The organism is Shewanella sp. GJ50-10, from assembly GCF_055808815.1.
Window position 1 is genome coordinate 278,133 of record NZ_JBVVSS010000001.1, and the last position, 22,943, is coordinate 301,075.

A 22,943-nucleotide genomic window follows, 5' to 3' on the forward strand; every position below is an offset into this window, starting at 1 on the left:
GTGGCTTTTTCTTTATCTATACCCCTTATAAAGCTGCAATCACTATTTATCTTAAGTCAGAGGTTTAACCTTGGTGCATCCTTCGCAGTTAATTCAATTTGATACACTTGATTTAAAAAAGTACCAGCTATTTTAAAAGTGAATTTTTGATACCTAAAATATAGATATTCTCATTCTGAACTCATTCAAATATCTGATATAAAAACGCTTTTAAGAATTCAGTTGAACAATTTTTCGTGACCATTATCACTCCAGCGATATGTCGAAGTCCTTACTATCATCCTAGGTTTTACCTAAAAAGTAGTAATTAAACTATTCGGAGTGATGATGAAACATTTAACGAAACGCAGATTAGCCTTCGTTGTTGCAGCAGCAATGGGGATTGCAGGTTGTGCTGATGATGGAAAAGACGGTGAAGATGGCGCACCAGGAGAACCAGGCCCTGGGCCAAATCCACCAGTAACTGAAAAGTCAGAAGTAACCAGTGTATCTGTGATTGCTTATGCCATTGAAGACGGCCAAGTGCGCTATGAATTTGAGGTCACCAACGAAAATGATGAATTAGTTGATGGCTTAATGAAAGCAGAAGCAAAATTTGCTGAGTTAACAGACAAAGGTATCGTGCTAAACCGAGATGGAAAAATTGGTGGCTACACTGATACAACCAAAGAAGACGGTGCAGAGTTAACCGCATTAGGTGATGGCCGTTACGAGTTAATTGCGCCAATGCCAGCAGTAACCGCAGCATCTGAAGGGATTGTTTGGTTACGAGTAGGTGGCGGGGAATCTGAAATTGCTCGCTCGCAACCAATTGTTGTGGATAAGCCAGAGATGATCCATACGTCTACAACTGAAACTTGTTACAGCTGTCACGTTGATTATGCGACATCTGGCATGAAACATCCTAGTTATACAGCTGTGAATACTGAAGGTGATGCTGATTTTGTCGCGGGTTGTTTAGTGTGTCATAACAACGTATCTCGTGCTGAAGAAGATGGCGGTTATGCGACGAATACATTACAAAAAATTGGTCATATTAATCACCAGAAGTTTGAAAAAGATTTCGCTCCAACCAATTGTTATACCTGTCACGCAGAGCCTGTGATTAATACAAGTATTGCGGGTAATGGCTGTAATGACTGTCACACTGTTGATTCAGCAACGTCAATTATCGTACCTAACTCGGACTTTGATGCTCGTGCATTCCATGCACAAGCAGAAAAAATCGGATTAGCTGATAGACAAGCTTCTAGAAGCGAGCACTCTACTGTGCTTTCAGATATCTACACCACGGATTCTGGTGTGACTTATTGTACAGATCTCAGCCTTTACCAAGGTGAGACCATGCTTGATATAGAAGTTTTGTATAATGATGGAACATTAAGCTATGCAGGCGGTTATATGCATGGTTATAACAATATGTCTATTGTAGGCCGTGAAACAAACTCTTACGAAGCTAGTTTTAAAGGTGATGGCTCTAAAACCATGTGTTATGGCCAAGCAAGCTTTGCTATCAATGCACCACAAATTATGGCTAGCTCTCGATTAACATTTGCTCACGGTGAAGATCCTGGTTATGACGGTGTGACATTTACCAGTTACTCTCCTGTGTTTGCAATTGCGGATGGAGAAGTGACTGATTATGACCGTCGCCATGCTGTGACAACTGATAGCTGTAGCACTTGTCATAATGATGAAACTAACTATCACAAAAATGGTGGTTACAGCCAAGGTGGCTATGATTGTGTCGCCTGTCATAACAATGGCCAAAACAGAATGAGCTCTCGACACATTAGCTTGGACGGTTCTGAATTTGCTAGCGAAGAAGAGAGAATCAAAGCTGGTTACACAATCAATGCATCTTATGGTGGAGATGGCTGGATGGCGAAGAGTGGTCCTGCGTTTGGTCCAATGATCCATGCAATGCATTGGGGCGCTTCGCAAACCATCGTAGGTTCTGATGAAGATGGCTATATGTACAATTCATCAGCAGAACTCAATGCAGAAAACTGTGTATCTTGTCACGCAGAAGGCATTGATTTATATGCGATACCTAACCAGTACATGCGCGCTAAAACGCTGGGCGTCGATGAAAACAATAATCCAGATACTAACATCATGGCGAGCCCAATTACGGCTAACTGTTATGCCTGTCATGATTCAGCTTCTGCATTAAGCCACATGGAGCAAAATGGTGGTGAAATCGATGCTAAAGTTGATGAAGTGCCAGTTTGGTATGAAGCAGTCCCACAAGAATCTTGTGCGACATGTCATGCTGAAGGTAAGTCATTCGGTATCGATAAGTTCCACGTATTCGAGCGTTAATATTACTTAACACTATATCAAGAAGCGATTCATCTCGCTCCACAGGGATGTGGATATAACCCAAGTGTTAGAGTAAAAAATAAAGGGAGCCAATAGGCTCCCTTTTTATATTTACGCCCAAATTAAATGGCAAAAAAGTGACGTAATTAAGTCGATAAAACGGCATTTTAAAGGTGTTATAACGGCAGTTTAATTGCGGGTAAGTGACAGTAATAAGGCTGTTTTATTAATGGGCAAACAAACAAACAAACAAACAAACAATAAAACTAACCCCACATATGATTGGCATATGTGGGGTTAGTGTTTTTTCTAAAAGTATTATCAACAGACAGCACTTTTAGGTACTTAATGCATCAACAAAGCCTACTTGCCAAATATGACATTAAGTTTATCAGCTAAACGAATACCGGCTTGTTGTAAGCGTAATTCAACCGTTGGAGTGTGATCGAAAATATATTGATAGCGCAAATCAGGCTGGTCATCGCGATTTTTTTCTAAGTTATAAGTTGCTCCGCGAAGTGCTTTTGATTCATCAGCCCAGTCATAATAACTTTTACCAACCCAGCTTTTGACGTTTTTATCAGAGATACGGTTAATGAACTGCGTATATTCAGTATAACTTAACTGTTTATTATCAATAAGTTTACTATCCCAAACCGTGTGCAGGTTGGTGTCGTCACCGAACCATTTTAGTTTTACTTTATTACCGCCATGATCATGGCTATGACCTACATGCAGCGGTTGATGAATATCACCAACGAAATGGACATAGAATGCTAAAGCTTCCCATTTATCTTTATCGCTGGCTTTAGGGTCTTTCAGTATTTTTTCAAATCGTTCGAGGCTTTCAATAATATCGCCTTTAGGGTTTCTGTTAACTGTTTCCCAGGTTTCATCGTCAGCAATAGAAACGTAATGCCAAGGAGATGCGTGATACCAGTTTTTGTCAGAACGAATTTCGTCTGCCCAAGTCGACATTTGTGCTAATGACTCACCTTGAGTTAACTGATTAATTTTATCTTGAGCAGAAGAAGACAGGTTATTTTGCGCAAGCTCACCAATAATACGGTGTCCATTTTGTCCCCATGCGTGAACGGGTTGGCTGACAAGGCTGGTGAGCGCAATGGTTGCACTAAATAGAAGTGTTGCAGGTTTCATTATTATTATTCCATAAGCGATTAAGACACCTTGACCCTAGTAGAGGTGCTAAATCGTGAGATTAGAAGATTTTTATAATATCTTTTTTAAATTAAATTTTTGTGACAAAAAAAGGCGCAAGTCCAACCTGTGTATAGCTTTGGTTAAAGGTGTGAAACAGAATTGACGCAAATAGTTTAAAGATTGTTGAAAAATAGTTCAAGAATGACATGATTTTGAAACAAATTGGTTATAAAATCCGCCCTGAAGTTTTTACTCTACGACTTCATATTAAAAGCTAGATTAACTAGCAAACAAATTAAAATATAAAAATATTTCAGGGGTCTGAAAATGTTAAACAATAAAATCAGTCGCTTAGCGCTAGCGACTTGCTTTGCTATGGGTGTTTCTCTACCAGCCATGGCAGCAGATACTGCATCAAATATCCGAGGCCAGATTGTTGGACCTCAAGGAAATGCTGTTACAGATGCAACAATTACTATCATCCATGAACCAACAGGTACCGTTACTGAAGTGTCAGTAGGTGCTGATGGTTTATTCTCTGCACGTGGCCTTCGTGTTGGTGGTCCATATATCATTAAAGTTGATTCGGAAGAGTTTGCTGATGATTTAGAGCAAGACCTATATTTAAACGTTGGCGAAACTTTACGTTATAACCGTACTCTGCAATCAGCAGCTGATATGGAACGTATCGGTGTTGTTGGCAATGCTAACTACTTCCGTAGTGCTGGCGGTAACAGCGAGTTTGGCGCGAAAGATATTGCTAACTCTCCAGGTATTAACCGTGACCTTAAAGATGTTTTACGTCAAAACCCAATGGCAGTAGTTGGTACTGATGGCGTATCAATGAGTGTTGCGGGTATTAACCCACGCTTTAACACCTTCGTTGTTGACGGTGTATCTCAAAATGATGACTTCGGCCTTAACTCAAATGGTTACCCGACTCAGCGTTCACCTATCTCAATTGATGCAGTAGAAAGTGTTGCATTAAATACGTCTCCTTTCTCTGCTCGTACTGGTGGTTTTTCTGGTGCTCAAGTTAACGCAGTAACTAAATCAGGAACTAACGAGTTATCAGGTACAGTATTCTGGGAAACGACCAATGACAGCATGGCTGGTGATGGTAAAGACCAAGAAACAGGTGAGAAGCTTAAGCAAGATTTCGAAGAAACAACTTTTGGTGGCACAGTAGGTTTCCCACTGATTAAAGACACATTATTCTTCTTCGGTTCATACGAAAACTACGATGCGCCACAGGCTGCAGAGTGGGGACCTGCTGGTGCAGGTTTTGCTAATGATTCTCGCGTTACATCTGCAGAATTAGATCGCATTAACTCTATTGCTAGTGATGTGTATGGTTTAAGTAATCTTGGTAGCTACAGCGCTTCTCCACAAGAGAAAGATGAAAAAATCTTAGCGAAATTAGATTGGAACATCACTAACGAACACCGTGCTTCATTGACTTACCAAAGCACAATTGGTAACAGAACTAACAAAGTATCAGATGATGAATCATCACTGAATTTATCAAGCTACTGGTACGATAAAGAAGAAGAGTTAGAGTCATACGCTGCAACGTTATACAGTGACTGGACTGATTCTTTCACCACAGAAATCAAAGTTGCTTATAAAGATACAACAAGTAGTTCTAACCCTGTTGAAAACATCGGTATTGGCCAAGTCAATGTTCGTACTGACGCTGGTGATGTTAATTTCGGTACTGAGCGTTCTCGTCAATCTAATGAATTAAACAACCAAAACTTAGAATTACGTTTTGTTGGTGATTACTACTTAGATGAGCACACAATCGGTTTTGGCTTCCAGTTTAATAATGTAGAAGTATTTAACTTATTTGCTCAAGACACTATGGGTTCTTGGGATTTCGATTCAATCGATGATTTCGAAAATGGTGTTGTGGATCGTTTCCGCTACCAAAATGCTGAGTCAGGTAATGCAAATGATGTTGCTGCAACATTTAACATGGAAACATTGGCATTATTTGTTGAAGATACTTGGGAAATCAATTCAGATTTAGAAATGACATACGGTATTCGTTACGAAACCATTAGCATGTCAGATTCACCTGCACTCAATGATAACTTTGTTGACCGTTATGGCTTTGCTAATAACGAAACAATGGATGGCAAAGACATCTTCTTACCTCGTGTAGGCTTAACGTATGTGCTTTCTGATGATGTGACTATTCGTGGTGGCGTAGGTCGTTACAGTGGTGGTTACCCAACAGTTTGGATGTCTAACAGCTTCTCAAATGATGGTAATAGCTTATTAAGCTTTAACGATGGCTGGAATGATGCTTGGGGCACACCTGATTTTGGTAATGTACCAAGTGGTGCACAAGATGGTTTAGTGGGCGGCGATGGTAACACTAACTCATTAGACCCTAACTTTGAGCTTCCTTCAGACTGGCGTGCAAGCATTGGTTTTGACAGTACTTGGGACTTTGGTGCTCTAGGTCAAGATTGGTTCTTCGGTGGTGAATTCTTATATATCCAAAAAGAAAATGACGTTGCTTGGGTTGATTTAGCTCGCCGTGAAGTGACTACTGATGCCACTGGCCGTGTTATCTATGAAACGTGGGATCCATTAGCGAATAATGGCGCAGGTGGCAACACTGAACGTTACGACTTAATGCTAACCAATGCTGAAGAAGATGGTAAGAGCCAAACATTAAGTTTCAGCTTGCAAAAGAACTGGGACATGGGTCTTAACATGCGTCTAGGTTATGCATATAACCAAGTTGATGAAGGTAACCAAGGTTCATCTTCAACAGCAACGTCTAACTACCAATACACGTCAGTAGGCGCGGATCGTAACGGCACGACTATTGGCCCTGGCTACTATGAAACACCGCATCGTTTCACTATGAGCTTAGGCTATGATGTTGAGTTTATAGCAGGTTATAACTCTAGCTTTAACATGTTCTATGAAGCACGTGAAGGTCGTCCAATGACTTGGGTACTAGGTTCGCATAATGACCGTGGTTTTGGTGACCAAGGTGCATTTGCTTACTCAGACTCTTACCTTCCTTACATCCCAACTGGTGCAGATGATGCCAACGTTGAGTATGCTGGTGGCTTAACTTATGAAGAGTTTAAAGCGGCAATCGATGAAATAGGTTTAGGAAAATATGCTGGTAGTATCGCAGGTAAGGGTTCAGACAACCAACCTTGGGTACATCAGTTAGATTTCCGTTTCACTCAAGAGTTACCTGGATTTATGGATGACCATAAAGGTATCTTATACTTCGACGTGAAAAACGTACTTAACCTAATGAATGATGATTGGGGTGTTGTTGAGTATCAATCTTTCGGTAGCAAAATCTTAGTTGACCATAACTACAACGCAGATACGGGTGTTTACACTTATTCTGTACCTTATGGTCAAGACGGTATCGAAACAGCTAACCAAAATACTTATGACATCAATAAGTCAGCTTGGCAGTTAAAAGTAGGTGTTAAATACAAGTTCTAAATTGAACTGATTTAACCGATAAAAATACCGAGCTTAGGCTCGGTATTTTTTTGCCTGCTACACACGCTTGTTGCGTATCTGTTTGTCTTTTGTGGGTAATTTGGTGTGACATTGTTTCTGTTTGGTTTGTGTATAGGTGATCGATAAATTTAATTTTCTTAGCCATAAATCTGTTTTTTTTACTTAATTCCTATAAATAAACACTCCCATTCCACAAGATTAACAATCGTTAACCTAGGCTACATCAGCTTTATCGCAATTGTTCACGTATCAATGCTGGTGGTTTCGTTACGAAAACTCCCTATTTGTAAAAACATGCTCTATTCAAATGATGCGTTTTGCTACAAATATGAAATGGCTCTGACATATATCCTCAATAGCATCCGCCCTGAAGTTTTTCTCTACAGCTTCAAATAAAGCTAGAACAACTAGCTAAATTACAAAAAAATCAGGGGTCAGATAATGTTTAACCATAAAATTAGTCGCTTAGCGCTGGCGACTTGCTTTGCTTTAGGTGTCGTATCTTTACCAGCTACCGCATCGCAAACTGCATCTAACATTCGAGGGCACATTGTTGGACCTATGGGTAATGCAGTAACCGATGCAACTATTACTATTATTCACGAGCCAACAGGTACCGTTACAGAAGTACCAGTAGGTGCAGACGGTCAGTTTGCTGCCCGTGGTTTACGTGTTGGTGGTCCATACATTATTAAAGTCGGTTCTGATGAATTTGCGGATGATGTTGAGCAAGGTTTGTTTTTAAATGTCGGCGAAACATTACGCTTTAACCGTGAGTTAAAGTCAGCGGCTGACATTGAGCGTATTGGTGTTGTGGGTAATGCCAGTTATTACCGTAGTGCAGGAAGTAATAGCGAATTTGGCGCGAAAGAAATCGCTAACTCACCAGGTATTAACCGTGATTTAAAAGATGTATTACGTCAAAACCCAATGGCCGTTGTTGGTAATGATGGCATCTCAATGAGTGTTGCCGGGATTAACCCGCGTTTTAATACCTTCGTTGTTGATGGTGTATCGCAAAATGATGATTTTGGCTTGAACTCAAATGGTTACCCAACGCAACGGTCACCGATTTCAATTGATGCGGTAGAGAGTGTAGCGTTAAACACTTCTCCGTTTACCGCTCGTAGTGGTGGTTTCTCTGGCGCACAAGTTAATGCTGTAACCAAGTCAGGTACCAATGAATTATCGGGCACCATGTTTTGGGAAACCACCAATGACAGCATGGCTGGCGACGGTAAAGATCAAATCACTGGTGAAGCGCTTAAACAGGATTTTGAAGAAACCACGTTTGGCGGAACCATTGGTTTTCCACTGATAAAAGATAAATTATTTTTCTTTGGATCCTATGAGAATTTTGATGCGCCACAAGCTGCAGAGTGGGGACCAGCAGGTGCTGGTTTTGCCAATGACTCTCGGGTAACTCTTGAAGAGTTAAATCAGATTAACAGCATAGCAAGTAGTGTGTACGGTCTTGATAATATTGGTAGTTATAACGCCACACCGCAAGAAAAAGATGAGAAGATCTTAGCTAAGTTAGATTGGAACATTAATGACGATCATCGTGCATCGTTAACGTACCAAAAAACCGTTGGTAACATGACCAACCGCGTATCTGATAGCGCAGATTACCTAAATTTATCAAGCTACTTGTACGATAAAGAAGAAGACTTTGAGTCTTACGCTGCCATTATTTACAGTGACTGGAGCCATGACTTCACCACTGAATTTAAAGTGGCATATAAAGACACTGTCAGTAGCTCAAACCCTGTTGATAATCTAGGTATTGGTCAAGTTGCGGTGAGAACTGACAACGGTACGGTAAGCTTTGGTACTGAGCGTTCACGCCAATCTAACGAGTTAGATAACCAAAATCTAGAAGTGCGTTTTGTGGGTGATTACTACCTAGATGAGCACAAAATTGGTTTCGGCTTCCAATATAACAGCATTGACGTTTTCAATTTATTCGCTCAAGACACTATGGGTACATGGGACTTTGATTCGATTGAAGATTTTGAGCGCGGTATTGTCGATCGTTTCCGCTATCAAAATGCTTTATCAGGCAATCCAGATGATGTTGCAGCTCAATTTAACATGGAAACGCTGGCATTATTCTTAGAAGATACCTGGGAAATTAACCATGACTTAGAAATGACCTTTGGTATGCGTTACGAAAGGATCATGATGTCTGACTCGCCAGAGTTAAATGACAACTATGTTGAACGTTATGGCTTTGCGAATAACGGCACCATGGATGGTCTAGATATTTGGTTACCACGTGTTGGTTTAACTTATGTATTAAGTGATGATGTGACATTGCGTGGTGGTGTAGGTCGTTACAGCGGCGGTTACCCAACAGTTTGGATGTCTAATAGCTTCTCAAATGATGGTAACAGCTTATTAAGCTATACCGGTGGCTGGAATGATGCTTGGGGCACACCTGACTTTGGTAATGTACCGGGCGAAGCGCAAGATGGCTTAGTTGGCGGCGACGGTAATACTAACTCACTTGACCCAGACTTTGAGCTACCATCAGATTGGCGCGTGAGCGTAGGTTTTGATAGTACTTGGGACTTTGGCGCATTAGGTCAAGACTGGTTCTTTGGTGGTGAATTCTTATATATCCAAAAAGAGAATGACGTCACTTGGGTCGATTTATCACGCCGTAAAGTTAGAACCGATGATACAGGTCGTGTGATTTATGAAACTTGGGATCCATTAGCAAATAATGGTCAAGGCGGACACACTGAACGTTCTGATCTGATGCTAACAAATGCTGAAGAAGATGGTTCTAGCCAAACAATCAGCTTTTCATTGGCTAAGAACTGGGACATGGGTCTGAACATGCGCTTTGGTTATGCTTATAACCAAGTTGATGAAGGTAACCAAGGTTCATCTTCAACAGCGGGTTCAAACTACCAATATCCAATTGTTGGCGCAGATCGTAACGGCACCACAATGGGACCAGGCTACTACGAAACACCACACCGCTTTACGCTTAGCTTAGGTTACGACACTGAAATATTTGCCGGTTACAACTCTAGCTTCAATATGTTCTATGAAGCACGCCAAGGTAATCCTATGAGCTGGGTACTAGGTTCATATAATGATCGAGGCTTTGGTGACCAAGGCGACTACGCATACTCAAACGCTTACCTGCCTTACATTCCAACAGGTGCAGATGATGCTAATGTTGAATATGCTGGTGGCCTAACGTATGAAGAGTTTAAAAAGGCGATTGATGAGCTTGGTCTTGGTAAATATGCGGGTGGCTTAATTGACAAAGGTACCCACAATCAACCTTGGGTACATCAGTTAGATTTCCGCTTTACCCAAGAGTTACCTGGCTTTACTAAAGAGCATAAAGGTATGTTGTATTTTGATATTAAAAACGTCCTAAACCTATTAAATGATGATTGGGGTGTGGTCGAGTATCAAAGTTATGGCAGCAAGGTGCTAGTGGATCATTCTTATGATGCCGACACAGGTGTTTACACCTACTCGACACCATTTGGTCAAGATGGTTTAGATACATCTACGCACGATACGTATGATATCAACCAGTCTGCATGGCAGATTAAAGTTGGGGTTAAATACATGTTCTAAACAGGACGCTTTAACTTAAAAATACCGAGCATCAGCTCGGTATTTTTTTGTCTGATTTTTATGAAATCTAAGCAGTTTAATCAAGTAATTTATTCGTGATAAACTGCTGACTTCGCCAGTAATGAGAACGCTTAACTATGTCGCTATTAGATTCAATGCAATGGAAACTATTAAGCTTTAATCAGCTTAGTCTTGATGAACTTTATGATGTACTAAAACTGCGGGTTGACGTATTTGTGGTTGAGCAAAATTGCCCATATCCAGAGTTGGATAACAAAGATAGATTACCTGATGCCAAACACTTGCTGGGATTTAATCAACAGGGCGAATTAATCGCTTATACCCGAGTATTACCAGCAGGAGTGAGCTACCCAGAAGCCAGTATTGGTCGGGTAATCATTGCTGAACAAGGCCGTGGTAAAGGGATTGCCCATGAACTAATGCAACGTTCGATTGATGTGGTTAAAGCACAATGGCCTGAGCAAAATATTCAAATTGGTGCTCAGCAACATCTGAACAATTTTTATCAGCAGCAAGGATTTATCAATAACTCAGAAATGTATCTTGAAGATGGCATTCCACATATTGATATGTTGCTTACTTTGCAACAAGATTGATCATCAAAGAGTGGCGAACGATTAAGCTTAATTGAATTAAAGAGAATTTGGGTAGAAGCATTAAATTCGCCCATAAAAAAGAGTGCTAAGGCACTCTTTTAAATTGCGTTACATACAACTAGAACTGTTTTTTGTTAGTGCTTTTCACTGCTGTAGTTAAAGCAGTGCTATATTGCTATTCGCCTCGTAATTTGACGTTAGGGCGTAAATTGAGCTCTCCCTCAAAATCAATCACAGCTAACTCTTTTTGTTGAGCAATGACTGCCAGAGGGCCTTCTGACATCATCCTGACGAAAAGCAATCGGTAACCAAATCGGTTTAAATCATACAGCGCAACTTTTTGTTCTGCTGTCATGAGTTCCCAATGGTGTTCCTGATCGAGAGTTTCACCTCTACGTTCACTGATTGCATATGCAACTTGATTCATAATCAATAAGCCTGAATAATTTATTGGTTTAACAAAACGACTATATCAAGGCATACGATCAATTCAAACGATTTGGATCAATAATTAGAATAAAAAATAACCGCTATGATGTGTATTTATACAAAGTATGGTGGTTTTTCATCAAAGGAAACAACATTGATTAGCTATATTGAGCCCGTTTTTCGTCCGCCTTCTGAGTGGAAATCGCTTATTTTACAAGTCACTAATGGCTGTAGTTGGAACAACTGCAGCTTTTGCGATATGTATACTCAAGAGCAAAAAAAGTTCAGAGCCAATAAAGTCGATAAAATTGAACAAGATATCTTAGCAGCTGCGGCATCAGGTCACCCTATAAGTCGTGTGTTTTTGGCTGATGGTGATGCAATGACGTTACCCTTTAAACGCCTAAAAGAAATTTGCCAATTAATTAATACTCATCTTCCCAGTGTTACTCGAATTAGTAGTTACTGCTTGCCACGTAATCTTACTAATAAAACCGTAGAACAACTGGCAGAGCTACGCCAAATGGGTTTGTCGCTACTTTATATTGGCTGCGAAAGTGGTGATAACGAAGTGCTTAAACGTATTGAAAAAGGTGAAGACTTTGACTCATCTTTAGTGGCGCTTAAGAAAATAAAACAAGCAGGAATGAAGTCATCGGTGATGATTTTAATGGGATTAGGCGGCAAACAACTGTCATTGCAGCATGCTAAAGCATCAGCTGAGTTAATGAATGCAGCCCAACCTGAATATTTATCCACTTTGGTGGTGACACTTCCTTTGGGCACAGAAAGAATGGATGCTGCTTTTGATGGACAATTTGAGCTGCCAGATCAGCTAGGCCTGCTCAGCGAAATGCAGACTTTATTAGCTCACCTTGAGTTAGATAAAACTATTTTCAGATCTGATCACGCATCAAATTATTTAGTGTTAAAAGGTGTGCTAGGTAAAGATAAGCCTCAGTTATTAAACCAAGTTGAGCAAGCTATGCAAGGCATGGTGCCATTACGCCAAGAATGGCAGCGAGGCTTATAAAATCATTATTAAGGCATGCACTTTGGCTGAACACTACCAAAGTGCATTGCAGCAACGAGATTAATCTTTTTGCTCCGCAGCAGCGGTCATTAATGCATTCTTAAAGTCAGTCACCCAACGTCGGTATACTGTCTTTACATCACTCCAATTAAATACTTTAGTATTTTGGCGCCATTGATCAAAACCTACGCCTTTATCTGCCGCTTTAGCGAGTACTTCACCCGTTTGTCCGTCTTTCACTACGGCAAGTAATACCATTGAACCGGAGTTTTGAGTATAAGTTTTACCCATTGAGTTATAGCTACGACGACTATTTTCGACTGGGGCACTAAGACGGATGTCAGTCACAGCTGTTTCAACCATTAATGTGTTTGGTCCAGGCTCATTTACCAATTCAAATGGTTGTTCACTATTAAAGACTTCTGTGACGGTTACAGAAAACTGCTGCGCCATTTTATCCAAGGATGTTTGAGGCAAATCATATGTGGCATTCATTCCTTCCGTTCTTTTGTCCACTTTAGGGGCTCGATAGTCGGCTGGATGATCATTAGTGACTTGGGTTGGTTTGAAATAGAGTTTGCTGTATTGATGCCAATTCACATCGGGTCTAGCGTAAGATAAGTCGAGTTGTGAGTTATCAACTTTAATTAATCCCTCTTTGGTGACTTCTGCATCGGGTCCTTGTTGCAGGGTCGCAGGGCCAGAAGCACAACCCGCCATCGTAAATAACATTACGCCAGCAATAGATATAGCATGAGTATTGAGCATATAATCAATCCCTTAATTTATATTATATTAATAAATATGGCAGTTCTCACAGGTGTGTCAATTGTTACTTTCTGAGCCTTTTAATTGTCATGAGTGGCAATGTTAGCGTCATATTTTTTAACTCGTTTAAGGAATTTTACTGATATGGATATTCGAGTCGATGATTTATCGGGTCCTGAAATTGCCGAATTATTGAATGAACACTTACAAGATATGTACGCTACATCTCCAGCTGAATCGGTGCATGCCCTTGATTTAGATAAATTGAAACAGCCAAATATTACTTTTTGGACGATATGGGAAAACGGCTTATTAGCAGGCTGTGGTGCCATTAATCGGTATTCAGTTGAGCATGTAGAAATAAAATCGATGCGCGTTTCTAATCAGTTTCGTGGCCGAGGCGTTGCAGCGACATTACTGGGCTTTATGCTTAATGAAGTAAAAAACAGCGGGGCTAAAACGGTTAATTTAGAAACGGGTTCAATGGATTTTTTTGCCCCTGCAAGACGGTTATATGCTCGTCATGGTTTTACAGAATGTGGCCCGTTTGCTGATTATCAAGCCGATCCCAATAGCGTGTTTATGACACGTTCTTTGTGACACACTCTTTATACTGGCAGTTCGCCAGTTATTTAATCTTCTAGCTCATCTTGGAAGATGTCTTCAATAGTGAGCCCAAATAACCTCGCGGCCTTAAACGCTAAAGGCAAACTAGGATCAAATTTTCCTTTTTCGATCGCATTAATGGTTTGCCGCGACACATTGAGTAATTCAGCCAGCTGGGCTTGAGTTAAATCGCGTTCAGCTCGAAGCACTTTAAGTCTATTTTTCATTGGTACTTCCTATTGCCTAACAGAATGCCCACCATGTAAGTCAGTGCCATTATTATTACCAAGTGAGATATCTCGGCATTAAACCCAATCAATCCTGTTACATCTAAATTTGAATAACTTAAGCCAACAATAAGCCCTACGCCTAAACTGCCAGCCATGGCATTCAGTTGAATACGTTGCTGCATTTCATCTAAGTTGGCTAAATGACGTTTGTTAGCGAGGATCATACCGACACCAACTGCGAGATTTAAACCAATTGCCAATAAAGTGAGCAAATCATTCTCTTGCCATATTAGTTTGGAACCAAAGTTAGCGATCGCCATGGTAATTACCCAAGCTGCGGTCCATTTAGCTAATGACTTTGTGTGTCTATGATTGTTAGCTTTCCAGCTTTTTTTAGGTTCATTGTGGGTCATCTCTCTCTCCTTAGATTTAAGTTAACTTGTCATAATGTCAATCAAACTTGACTTTATGGTGCGTTATTCAATCACCCAAAGTCAAGTGTATTTTACTTTTTGTCTTTGTTTGATGACATTAATGATAATTATTAGAGATAATCAATTGCTCATAATTTTTGATTAATATGATTTGAAAACAGACTCTTAAGTGTTTTTGAGAGAGATCGAAATGAGGAGGATTTGAGACGAAAATAAAATGAGAAAGGCTCAAGCTTAATCTAAGTATAAGCTTGAGCCTAAAGGAGTTAGTTAGCTGTTAACCTTTTATTACTGCAGCCTTTTTTACTAAGACTATTGCTGCAGATGGATCTCTCTGACAGGGCAAGGGATGGTAATACTGGCGGTTCTTAGTGCGTTAATGATCGCCAGGTTGCTTTGATATTTATCATCATAATAACTGTTGGTTGGCACCCAATAGCGCACACCAATCTCCATACCAATACTGTTGAAGTCGTTAATGCCTACTTGTGGAGGGCGAGATTGAGTCACCTTTTCTTGAGATAACAAAGCATCAGTGATGAGCTTGGTGACTAATTGCGGATCAGTCTCATAATCAATATTAAACTTGGTTTCTACCAGTTTATATTCCTGAGAGTTGTGTAAAATTTCCCCAACAATATGTTTGTTCGGAATGTTAATTAACTCACCTTCTTCATTAGTCAGAATCGTCAGGCCTAATTGAATTTTTTGCACTACACCAGACACCCCTTGGATCTCGATAGTATTACCAATGACAAAAGGTCGAGTGACGATGATGGTTACCCCTGCAGCATAATTTGCCAGCATACCTTGTAAGGCTAAACCAGCACCTAGAGAGGCGGCACCAATCGCTGCGACCATTGGGGTGACGCTAATACCGAGTTTACCTAAACAGATAATCGACACCATGACGATGATGGTAATTCTGACGAGGTTAGAAACAAAATTACCTAAGGTGACATCAATATTATGTTTTTCAAATTGATTGGTAACAACATCAGACATCTTGTTGGCGACCCAAATACCAATAAGCAAAATGATGATGGCACCAACGATTTGAAAGCTGTACTGGACAATAAATTCTGTCAGCATTTCATAAACATTCTGCAGTTGTGCTAATTCTTGATCTAAACCCGCTGGAGTCTCATTCATAATAATGATCTTTTTTATTGGATGAACAAACAGATAATGACAGATTATAGTGTTGTAATTAAGTGTTGTCTTGGGTTGTTTTTTAACGTTTTTAGACAATTAACTTTACAAAACATTCATTAATCCTATTTCATTAGTTTTAATGTCGTTAATACGTGAGATACCTCAAGTTTTTTAGGCTGCTTAATAGGTAGGAAATCTCATTAAGGTATAGTTTATTGCACCCTCTATTTGAAGACTTTTTCGATGATTAAGGCTTTAAACCCTACTTCAGGAATAACAAGATGAAAGCAATTTTATTTGTAGTAAGTTTATTTTTTATGACGACGGCACAAGCCAATGTGTTTGCTGTGAACGATAAAATTGAACCTGTGACGTTAGAAGATCAATTTGAACAACCGCTAGTAATAAACGAGCAAACCCAAGTTGTACTATTTAGCCGTGGTATGAAAGGTGGCGACTTTATTCAAGCTGCTTTAGAAGCTATCCCTGCAGAAAAACAACCTGAAAACATGGCTTATATTGCAGATATCAGCGGTATGCCTTCGTTAATTGCCCGTTTTGTTGCTATCCCAAAAATGAAAGACTTACCTTTTTCAATGGGACTTGACCGCGAAGGTGAGGTGACAGCCCCATGGCCTGCAGAAAAAGATATGGCCACAGTGGTTACGCTAGATAAGTTTACTGTGACTAGCATTGAATTCTTTGATAACAGTGAAGCGATTGTTGAAGCGATTAGTCAGAAATAATTTTGCCAATAAATACTGCTTAAACTAAAGGACGCATAAGCGTCCTTTTTTATTGTTCAACTGGCAACTCATTGCTTTGATGCTAGCTTACGACTTAGGTGCCAGTTGATTACTTAGGTGCGAGTAAGCTGAAACTCCCGCCAAATGACTTACTGCTTTTTCAGCATGGTATATATTTCTTCTTTTAAATGTAACTTCTTCGATTTAAGTATTTTAAGCTCAGGCGTGGTGTCGCTATTGTAATGCTTTTCATGCTGCTTAATTTTTTCGTCTAACTGATTATGCTCATCAAAAATTTTAGAAAAGTGTGCATTTGATGTTTTTAATTTACTGATTAAATCGCGGTACTCTGGAAACATAGAACAACTCCTTTTAGTTACTGTTAACTTAAAATTACTCCCTCTTTTTCCCTAGTAACGTGACAAAGATCAACTATTGCTCGATTGGGTAAAATCGCTGCCAATGAACTAAAATTAGCTATTATTTTTTAAGTGGTTTATTGTTCGCTAAATTAGTATTCACTGTTCGCATTTGTAAATTTGTCACAGCAATCGTTTTATAATTATCAAGGTTTATGTGATCGAGTTAACCTTAACTCAGCGAATAGTGGGTTAAAGTCGACACAATTAGGATTTTATATTCAATAATGAAAGGGGTTTTCAACATGGCCGACGTATTTCACTTAGGTTTAACCAAGCAAATGCTTGATGGCGCAACTTTGGCAATCGTGCCGGGTGATCCAGAAAGAGTTAAGCGTATTGCCGAATTAATGGACAACGCGACTTTCTTAGCAAGTCACCGTGAATATACAACGTATCTTGCTTATATTGATGGCAAAGCCGTTGTGGTTTGTTCAACAGGTATTGGTGGTCCTTCGACTTCAATCGCAGTTGAAGAATTAGCGCAATTAGGTGTCTCAACCTTCTTACGTGTTGGAACAACAGGTGCGATTCAACCAGAAGTTAACGTAGGTGATGTGATTGTGACTCAAGCATCAGTACGTTTAGACGGCGCTAGCTTACATTTTGCTCCACTTGAGTTCCCAGCTGCTGCCGACTTTAACTGTACTACCGCTATGGTAGCGGCGTGTCGCGATTATGGTTTAGAACCTCATGTTGGTATTACTGCTTCTTCAGATACCTTCTACCCAGGTCAAGAGCGTTATGACACTGTTTCGGGTCGTGTGACTAGCCGTTTTGTTGGATCAATGAAAGAGTGGCAATCTATGGGCGTACTGAACTATGAAATGGAGTCAGCGACCTTATTCACTATGTGTGCATCACAAGGTTGGCGCGCAGCTTGTGTGGCCGGTGTAATTGTTAATCGTACTCAGCAAGAAATTCCTGATGAAGCGATGATGAAGAAAACCGAAGTCAGCGCAATCACCATCGTGGTTGATGCGGCACGTAAGTTATTAGCTTAATCTATATTGATTTGACAGCTTAACTTATTGTTATTAAAGGTGCTTAGGCACCTTTTTTGTTGTCTTTTTTTAACTGAACATGAAGTGAATTTAATGTAAATGAACGTTTCCTGAAAGGGAATGTGATTGCAATTTCATCGTTTTACTGTATTGTTGACATAATATGTCGTGCTGTTGATGCAAGAGCTATTATCAATAAACGCCATAGTTTTGATGAATGTGCCTTAGGCATTCCACTAGTTATCAAGTCTATTAACCGCATCCCAGAAGTCGGAATTGGAACAGGGTTAAATAGCTTAAAGGATTTTATGATAACGTTTTTACAGGGGGGTATATGGAGTTTTCAAATCCAACCAGCATTTGGTTAATTGTTGGTCTTGTCTTAATGCTCGCGGAAATCATTGTTCCGGGTGGCATCGTTATCTTACTCGGCGCCGCATGCGTCATCGTCGCAGCCGCTTTGTTTGCGGGTATTGTCGACGGAGCAACGCAAAGCTTTACGCTCTGGTTTATCACCTCAATCGTGTTGTTACTCAGTTTCCGCCATATTACTCAAAAAATGATTGGTGGCGATGCTCATGTTGATAATACAGATGAAGAAATGGATTTATATAATCAAGTTGTCACGGTAAAGGCTGATATTGGTCCTGGTGAGCAAGAAGGACGGGTGACGTTTTCAGGCACTGAATGGCCAGCGTTAGGTGACGGTACAGAGATTAAATCTGGTAGCAAAGTACGGATCATTTGCCGTGAGAATATTGCCTTAATCGTTGAGCCTTACGTAGAAACTGAAGCGCCTAGCTAACGGGTTTTCGCGCTAACAATAAATCGCTAATTTATGTAAAAAACAATATTTACATCATTACAGTTAATGGTGCGCAATATTATTTTCAGAAGGAAGGGGAAGTATGTTTGAACTAACCATCGCTTTTTTATTTATCATGTTTATTCTTTTTAAACTGATGTTGATCGTGCCTATGCGTGAGGTCAATGTGATCGAACGTTTAGGAAAATTTAGAACGGTACTTAAACCGGGTTTTCATTTCTTAGTGCCATTTGTTGATCGTGTCGCGTATCGCCACGACACCCGTGAAGAAGTATTAGATGTGCCGCCGCAAAGCTGTATTTCAAAAGATAACACTCAATTAGAAGTCGACGGCTTAGTGTACTTAAAAGTCATGGACGGCAAGTTAGCCAGCTATGGTATTGAAGATTATCGCCGCGCAGCAGTTAACTTAGCGCAAACCACCATGCGTTCAGAGATTGGTAAATTAACCCTATCGCAAACTTTCTCAGAGCGTGACAGCTTGAACGAATCGATTGTTCGTGAAATTGACAAAGCATCCGATCCTTGGGGGATCAAAGTTCTGCGTTACGAGATCAAAAATATTACTCCTTCTATTCATGTTATTCATACCCTTGAAAAACAAATGGAAGCAGAGCGTCGCAAACGTGCTGAAATTACCCTAGCTAACGCTGAAAAAGACGCAATGATCAATATCTCGCAAGGTGAGCGTCAAGAGGCGATTAACTTGTCAGAAGGGCAAAAACAAAAGCGGATTAATGAAGCGGTAGGTTCAGGACAACAAATTACTATTATTGCCAAAGCAAAATCTGAAGGCATGGATATGATTTGTGGCGCTTTAGCTAACCAAGGCGGTAATGACGCGATGAATATGATGCTTAAAGAGCAGTTCATCAGCCAAGTGGGTAATATTCTATCTGAATCTCAAGTATCGATTGTGCCTGCTGAAATGGCCAAGCTTGAAGGGTTCTTTGAAGGAATGGAACAAGTCACCCACGCAGTAGCCAAAGCACCGTCAGCAACAAAAGGAGCACGCTAATATGTTAAATGGAATTGATACCGATTTCGTGGTGATGATTATTTGGGGCGCAATTTTTTTAATATTCGTCTTAAAACTGTTTCAATCTATCCGCTTAGTACCAACCAAGTCAGCATACATTGTTGAGCGTTTAGGTAAGTACCACAATACGCTTGATGCAGGTTTCCATGCCTTAGTGCCTTTTATTGATAAAGTCGCTTATATTCATGACTTAAAAGAAGAAACTATCGATGTACCACCACAAGAGTGTTTCTCAAGTGATGAAGTTAATGTTGAAGTTGATGGAGTGATTTATATCTCAGTCATCGACCCAGTTAAGGCAAGCTACGGTATTACAGATTACCGCTACGCTGCGATTCAACTGGCGCAAACCACTACTCGTTCAGTTATTGGTACCCTTGATTTAGACCGTACTTTTGAAGAGCGTGATGTGATTTCTGCCAAAGTGGTAGAAGTGTTAGACGAAGCTGGTGCTATTTGGGGTATTCGAGTTCATCGTTATGAAATCAAGAATATTACCCCGCCTGAAACTGTTAAAAATGCCATGGAAATGCAGGTAAATGCTGAACGTGAGCGCCGTGCATTACTGGCTCAAAGTGAAGGTGATAAGCAAAGTAAAATCAACCGTTCTGAAGGTGTTATGGCAGAAACCATTAACCGCTCAGAAGGTGAAATGCAGCGTATTGTCAACGAAGCTGAAGGTAAAGCGGAAGAGATTCTAACCCTTGCTAAAGCGACTGCTGAATCTATCGAACGCCTAGCTGTGGTAATTTCAAAGCCAGGTGGCCAAAGCGCGCTGCGTTTACAATTAGGTGAGCAGTACTTTAAGCAGCTTGAAGGTCTAAGTGACAAAGATAACCGAGTGGTATTACCGGCGAATTTGATTCACTTTGATCAATGGATGAACAGCATGGGTCTTGAAGATCAAAAGAAGAAGTAGCGTTTAGCAGCTTTAATTCAAGTTTATTAAAATAATAAAAGAGGTTAGCACTGAGCTAGCCTCTTTTTTTGTCTGTAGTGTTCTTTTATCTATCTAGATGACTCGTAAAGGAAGCCTTTGCGAAATCAATGAGATAACGTTATGTTTAATTAAACGACTTTGAAGCCACTTTAACTAATTAATTGGGCTAACGCTGTTGGATTGAGTTGAACTCATATCGTAATTTCAAATACAGACGGAATATAAATGAAGCCAAAGGTTTTGCATTGTGTTGATGACCCAAACATGGGCGGCGTAAACTTTGCGCTGCAGAGTTTGTGCAGCTCGCCTTTGCAAAATGATGTTGATTTTACCATTCAATATATCGACTTTAGCCAAGGGGTAACATTAGATGAAGTCCCTGATATCGTTTGTCTGCACGGCGCTTCTAACTGGTGTAGTTTATTCCACATCCTGAGGTTTAAACTCAAGTACCCTAAAGTGAAACTGGCTCTACAAGAGCATCATTACAGCGCTGCATTTGTCGATGAAAATATCCAATCACCTCGACGTTTTTATTTGATGCTGAAATTGAGTTATAGCTTGATGGATAGCGTTATCGCTATTGCGCCATCGCAGCAACAATGGATGCTAAAACATCAGCTAACAACAGCAAATAAAATTGCATTATTAGGGCAGGGGCGTGATTTAACAGAGTTTATAGCTACCCATAGTTCGATACAGCAGAAGAGCGAGAATGCAGTTCCAGTAATCGCTGCCTATGGCAGATTTCACCATCAAAAAGGCTTTGATTTATTAATTAACGCAATGAAGCGAGTCAAGCAGCCTTGCCGATTAAGATTAGCGGGTGAAGGCGAGCAAGCTACCGAGCTAAAAGAGTTAGCGTCAGAGCATTCGAATCTGGGCTCGGCAAATATTGAGTTTGTTGGCAAAGTTGATGATGTACCCAGCTTTCTACAAGCTTGCGATGCAGCGATTATTCCTTCTCGATGGGAACCATTTGGCTTGATATTTATTGAATCACTGGCGATGAATAAACCGATTATCTCAAGCCAAGTGGATGGGTTAGGGGATCAGATTAACCAACACTCTGCGCATCACCTTGTTGAAGGTGGTCATCAATCTGCGATAACCCCAATTGCTGAACCTATTTCAGTTGAAACCATAGCTGATGCCATCGATCAATTTCTATCTCAAGGGTTTTCATCAGACACAGACTCGAATATTGGCTATATCAATCACTGGAAACAGCAACAATGGCTTGAGCTACAACAAGCATGGAAAGGCTTGTTTGAGCAATTGTTGAGAGATAAATAAGGGTTATTTTTTTGGAAGGCTTCAGTAGGAAATGGAGTCAGAAAAAGTTTACTCAGCCCTATTTATTTAGCTATGTTTGGAGTAACTCAAAGTCGTGGCGCTTCGCCCACACCAGACTAAAAGGAAGTGAACTGCGACTCCCTCTTAGAACACCCCGCAGCTCCGGCGAAATTTAAACAGCAAAATTTCCAACGGAGTACCTTATAGCGTTTAACTTCAATTTAGCCCGCTTCGGCAAGCGGCAAAAATCACTAACGCTTACGATGGGGCGTCCCTTCCCCTCGAAAGCTAGCTAGCCATCCATGGCTAGACTCACGCGATTTTCTTGCTTGCCTCAATTCAAGTTGAGTATTCAAAGAAAATTAAAAAAACCGACATTGCTCGAACTACTCATGTAGAAATACTCTCTGAAACAACAAATGAACTTGCAGGCTTAATGGTCTCCGTTGGAAGTGTCCGAATGCGTTGAGCTAATTTGCGTGATGGAGGCAGGATGCCGACATAGCCTCAGTTGAGCCATGGATGGCGAGTCTGAGGCGGTAGTAAATTCGCTCTATAGCATGAGGAAAAACACTTCGTCGGAGCGGCAAGGGATGTCGAGAAGGGAAATGCTGCTGTTTCCCTTTCGTCTGGTGTGGGCGAAGCACCACGACCTTGACCTTAATCCAAACGGAGTTTGGAAAATAAGAGAGAGCTGCAACTGCAATCTGGTGCGGTTGAAGCGCCACGACGTTGACCTTAATCCAAACGGAGTTTGGAAAATACGAGAGAGCTGCAACTGCAATCTGGTGCGGTTGAA

At 40.5% G+C, this 22,943-nt stretch carries 19 protein-coding genes; 12 read left to right on the top strand and 7 right to left on the bottom strand.

The window, feature by feature from the left end; translation table 11 throughout:
- Positions 1–327 precede the first annotated feature (327 nt).
- Complete coding sequence (locus AC0L4E_RS01050) at positions 328–2,325, top strand: multiheme c-type cytochrome (RefSeq protein WP_473677624.1); 1,998 nt, start codon at positions 328–330, stop codon at positions 2,323–2,325.
- 363 nt (positions 2,326–2,688) lie between these two features.
- On the opposite strand, the gene AC0L4E_RS01055 is transcribed toward AC0L4E_RS01050, so the two are convergent.
- The gene (locus AC0L4E_RS01055; protein WP_473677625.1) at positions 2,689–3,483 is read right to left on the bottom strand and encodes a S1/P1 nuclease; all 795 of its coding nucleotides are present in this window, start codon (positions 3,481–3,483) and stop codon (positions 2,689–2,691) included.
- 330 nt (positions 3,484–3,813) lie between these two features.
- On the opposite strand from AC0L4E_RS01055, the gene AC0L4E_RS01060 reads away from it, so the two are divergent.
- The 3 genes from AC0L4E_RS01060 (at position 3,814) to AC0L4E_RS01070 (ending at position 11,219) form a co-directional block, all read left to right on the top strand.
- Positions 3,814–6,975, top strand: coding sequence for a TonB-dependent receptor (locus AC0L4E_RS01060; RefSeq protein WP_473677626.1), 3,162 nt, complete (start codon positions 3,814–3,816; stop codon positions 6,973–6,975).
- A 462-nt stretch (positions 6,976–7,437) separates the two neighbouring features.
- Positions 7,438–10,602 (top strand): TonB-dependent receptor, encoded by a 3,165-nt coding sequence (locus AC0L4E_RS01065; RefSeq protein WP_473677627.1) that lies wholly within the window; start codon positions 7,438–7,440, stop codon positions 10,600–10,602.
- Between the two features lie 155 nt (positions 10,603–10,757).
- Positions 10,758–11,219: a GNAT family N-acetyltransferase gene (locus AC0L4E_RS01070; protein WP_473681452.1), complete on the top strand. Its 462-nt coding sequence runs from the start codon at positions 10,758–10,760 to the stop codon at positions 11,217–11,219.
- A gap of 175 nt (positions 11,220–11,394) precedes the next feature.
- Here AC0L4E_RS01070 and AC0L4E_RS01075 read toward each other — a convergent pair whose 3' ends face one another.
- Positions 11,395–11,646, bottom strand: coding sequence for a hypothetical protein (locus tag AC0L4E_RS01075; protein ID WP_473677628.1), 252 nt, complete (start codon positions 11,644–11,646; stop codon positions 11,395–11,397).
- 108 nt (positions 11,647–11,754) lie between these two features.
- On the opposite strand from AC0L4E_RS01075, the gene AC0L4E_RS01080 reads away from it, so the two are divergent.
- Complete coding sequence (locus AC0L4E_RS01080) at positions 11,755–12,681, top strand: radical SAM protein (RefSeq protein WP_473681454.1); 927 nt, start codon at positions 11,755–11,757, stop codon at positions 12,679–12,681.
- A gap of 60 nt (positions 12,682–12,741) precedes the next feature.
- On the opposite strand, the gene AC0L4E_RS01085 is transcribed toward AC0L4E_RS01080, so the two are convergent.
- On the bottom strand, positions 12,742–13,449 hold the full coding sequence (locus tag AC0L4E_RS01085; RefSeq protein ID WP_473677629.1) for a DUF3313 family protein: 708 nt from the start codon (positions 13,447–13,449) through the stop codon (positions 12,742–12,744).
- Between the two features lie 144 nt (positions 13,450–13,593).
- Between AC0L4E_RS01085 and AC0L4E_RS01090 the strand changes: the two genes are divergently transcribed.
- The gene (locus AC0L4E_RS01090; RefSeq protein WP_473677630.1) at positions 13,594–14,049 is read left to right on the top strand and encodes a GNAT family N-acetyltransferase; all 456 of its coding nucleotides are present in this window, start codon (positions 13,594–13,596) and stop codon (positions 14,047–14,049) included.
- 32 nt (positions 14,050–14,081) lie between these two features.
- Here the strand turns inward: AC0L4E_RS01090 and AC0L4E_RS01095 are convergent, their stop codons facing one another.
- The 3 genes from AC0L4E_RS01095 to AC0L4E_RS01105 form a co-directional block, all read right to left on the bottom strand.
- Positions 14,082–14,282, bottom strand: coding sequence for a helix-turn-helix transcriptional regulator (locus tag AC0L4E_RS01095; RefSeq protein ID WP_473677631.1), 201 nt, complete (start codon positions 14,280–14,282; stop codon positions 14,082–14,084).
- Entirely contained in the window at positions 14,279–14,698 is a 420-nt protein-coding gene (locus tag AC0L4E_RS01100; RefSeq protein WP_473677632.1) for a hypothetical protein, read from the bottom strand. Before AC0L4E_RS01100 ends, AC0L4E_RS01095 begins: the two co-directional genes overlap by 4 nt.
- A gap of 333 nt (positions 14,699–15,031) precedes the next feature.
- Positions 15,032–15,871, bottom strand: a complete 840-nt coding sequence (locus tag AC0L4E_RS01105; RefSeq protein ID WP_473677633.1) for a mechanosensitive ion channel family protein — start codon at positions 15,869–15,871, stop codon at positions 15,032–15,034.
- A gap of 284 nt (positions 15,872–16,155) precedes the next feature.
- Between AC0L4E_RS01105 and AC0L4E_RS01110 the strand changes: the two genes are divergently transcribed.
- Complete coding sequence (locus AC0L4E_RS01110) at positions 16,156–16,620, top strand: hypothetical protein (RefSeq protein WP_473677634.1); 465 nt, start codon at positions 16,156–16,158, stop codon at positions 16,618–16,620.
- Positions 16,621–16,769: 149 nt separating this feature from the next.
- On the opposite strand, the gene AC0L4E_RS01115 is transcribed toward AC0L4E_RS01110, so the two are convergent.
- Positions 16,770–16,979 carry a YdcH family protein gene (locus tag AC0L4E_RS01115; RefSeq protein WP_473677635.1) on the bottom strand — a complete coding sequence of 70 codons (210 nt, stop codon included), beginning with the start codon at positions 16,977–16,979 and terminating at the stop codon, positions 16,770–16,772.
- A 305-nt stretch (positions 16,980–17,284) separates the two neighbouring features.
- Here AC0L4E_RS01115 and udp point away from each other — a divergent pair, with 305 nt between their 5' ends.
- From udp to AC0L4E_RS01140, 5 genes are all read left to right on the top strand, one after another.
- Complete coding sequence (gene udp / locus AC0L4E_RS01120; protein ID WP_220755238.1) at positions 17,285–18,043, top strand: uridine phosphorylase; 759 nt, start codon at positions 17,285–17,287, stop codon at positions 18,041–18,043.
- Positions 18,044–18,377: 334 nt separating this feature from the next.
- Entirely contained in the window at positions 18,378–18,848 is a 471-nt protein-coding gene (locus tag AC0L4E_RS01125) for an NfeD family protein (RefSeq protein ID WP_220755239.1), read from the top strand.
- 103 nt (positions 18,849–18,951) lie between these two features.
- Complete coding sequence (locus AC0L4E_RS01130; protein WP_473677636.1) at positions 18,952–19,887, top strand: SPFH domain-containing protein; 936 nt, start codon at positions 18,952–18,954, stop codon at positions 19,885–19,887.
- 1 nt (position 19,888) lies between these two features.
- Entirely contained in the window at positions 19,889–20,827 is a 939-nt protein-coding gene (locus AC0L4E_RS01135; RefSeq protein ID WP_473677637.1) for an SPFH domain-containing protein, read from the top strand.
- Between the two features lie 246 nt (positions 20,828–21,073).
- On the top strand, positions 21,074–22,144 hold the full coding sequence (locus AC0L4E_RS01140; RefSeq protein WP_473677638.1) for a glycosyltransferase family 4 protein: 1,071 nt from the start codon (positions 21,074–21,076) through the stop codon (positions 22,142–22,144).
- Positions 22,145–22,943: the final 799 nt, after the last annotated feature.

Bases quoted from the DNA above. Each gene is read 5' to 3' on its own strand.
- AC0L4E_RS01050 (WP_473677624.1), top strand. From the start codon at position 328: ATGAAACATTTAACGAAACGCAGATTAGCCTTCGTTGTTGCAGCAGCA.
- AC0L4E_RS01055 (WP_473677625.1), bottom strand. From the start codon at position 3,483: ATGAAACCTGCAACACTTCTATTTAGTGCAACCATTGCGCTCACCAGC.
- AC0L4E_RS01060 (WP_473677626.1), top strand. From the start codon at position 3,814: ATGTTAAACAATAAAATCAGTCGCTTAGCGCTAGCGACTTGCTTTGCT.
- AC0L4E_RS01065 (WP_473677627.1), top strand. From the start codon at position 7,438: ATGTTTAACCATAAAATTAGTCGCTTAGCGCTGGCGACTTGCTTTGCT.
- AC0L4E_RS01070 (WP_473681452.1), top strand. From the start codon at position 10,758: ATGCAATGGAAACTATTAAGCTTTAATCAGCTTAGTCTTGATGAACTT.
- AC0L4E_RS01075 (WP_473677628.1), bottom strand. From the start codon at position 11,646: ATGAATCAAGTTGCATATGCAATCAGTGAACGTAGAGGTGAAACTCTC.
- AC0L4E_RS01080 (WP_473681454.1), top strand. From the start codon at position 11,755: ATGTGTATTTATACAAAGTATGGTGGTTTTTCATCAAAGGAAACAACA.
- AC0L4E_RS01085 (WP_473677629.1), bottom strand. From the start codon at position 13,449: ATGCTCAATACTCATGCTATATCTATTGCTGGCGTAATGTTATTTACG.
- AC0L4E_RS01090 (WP_473677630.1), top strand. From the start codon at position 13,594: ATGGATATTCGAGTCGATGATTTATCGGGTCCTGAAATTGCCGAATTA.
- AC0L4E_RS01095 (WP_473677631.1), bottom strand. From the start codon at position 14,282: ATGAAAAATAGACTTAAAGTGCTTCGAGCTGAACGCGATTTAACTCAA.
- AC0L4E_RS01100 (WP_473677632.1), bottom strand. From the start codon at position 14,698: ATGACCCACAATGAACCTAAAAAAAGCTGGAAAGCTAACAATCATAGA.
- AC0L4E_RS01105 (WP_473677633.1), bottom strand. From the start codon at position 15,871: ATGAATGAGACTCCAGCGGGTTTAGATCAAGAATTAGCACAACTGCAG.
- AC0L4E_RS01110 (WP_473677634.1), top strand. From the start codon at position 16,156: ATGAAAGCAATTTTATTTGTAGTAAGTTTATTTTTTATGACGACGGCA.
- AC0L4E_RS01115 (WP_473677635.1), bottom strand. From the start codon at position 16,979: ATGTTTCCAGAGTACCGCGATTTAATCAGTAAATTAAAAACATCAAAT.
- udp (WP_220755238.1), top strand. From the start codon at position 17,285: ATGGCCGACGTATTTCACTTAGGTTTAACCAAGCAAATGCTTGATGGC.
- AC0L4E_RS01125 (WP_220755239.1), top strand. From the start codon at position 18,378: ATGGAGTTTTCAAATCCAACCAGCATTTGGTTAATTGTTGGTCTTGTC.
- AC0L4E_RS01130 (WP_473677636.1), top strand. From the start codon at position 18,952: ATGTTTGAACTAACCATCGCTTTTTTATTTATCATGTTTATTCTTTTT.
- AC0L4E_RS01135 (WP_473677637.1), top strand. From the start codon at position 19,889: ATGTTAAATGGAATTGATACCGATTTCGTGGTGATGATTATTTGGGGC.
- AC0L4E_RS01140 (WP_473677638.1), top strand. From the start codon at position 21,074: ATGAAGCCAAAGGTTTTGCATTGTGTTGATGACCCAAACATGGGCGGC.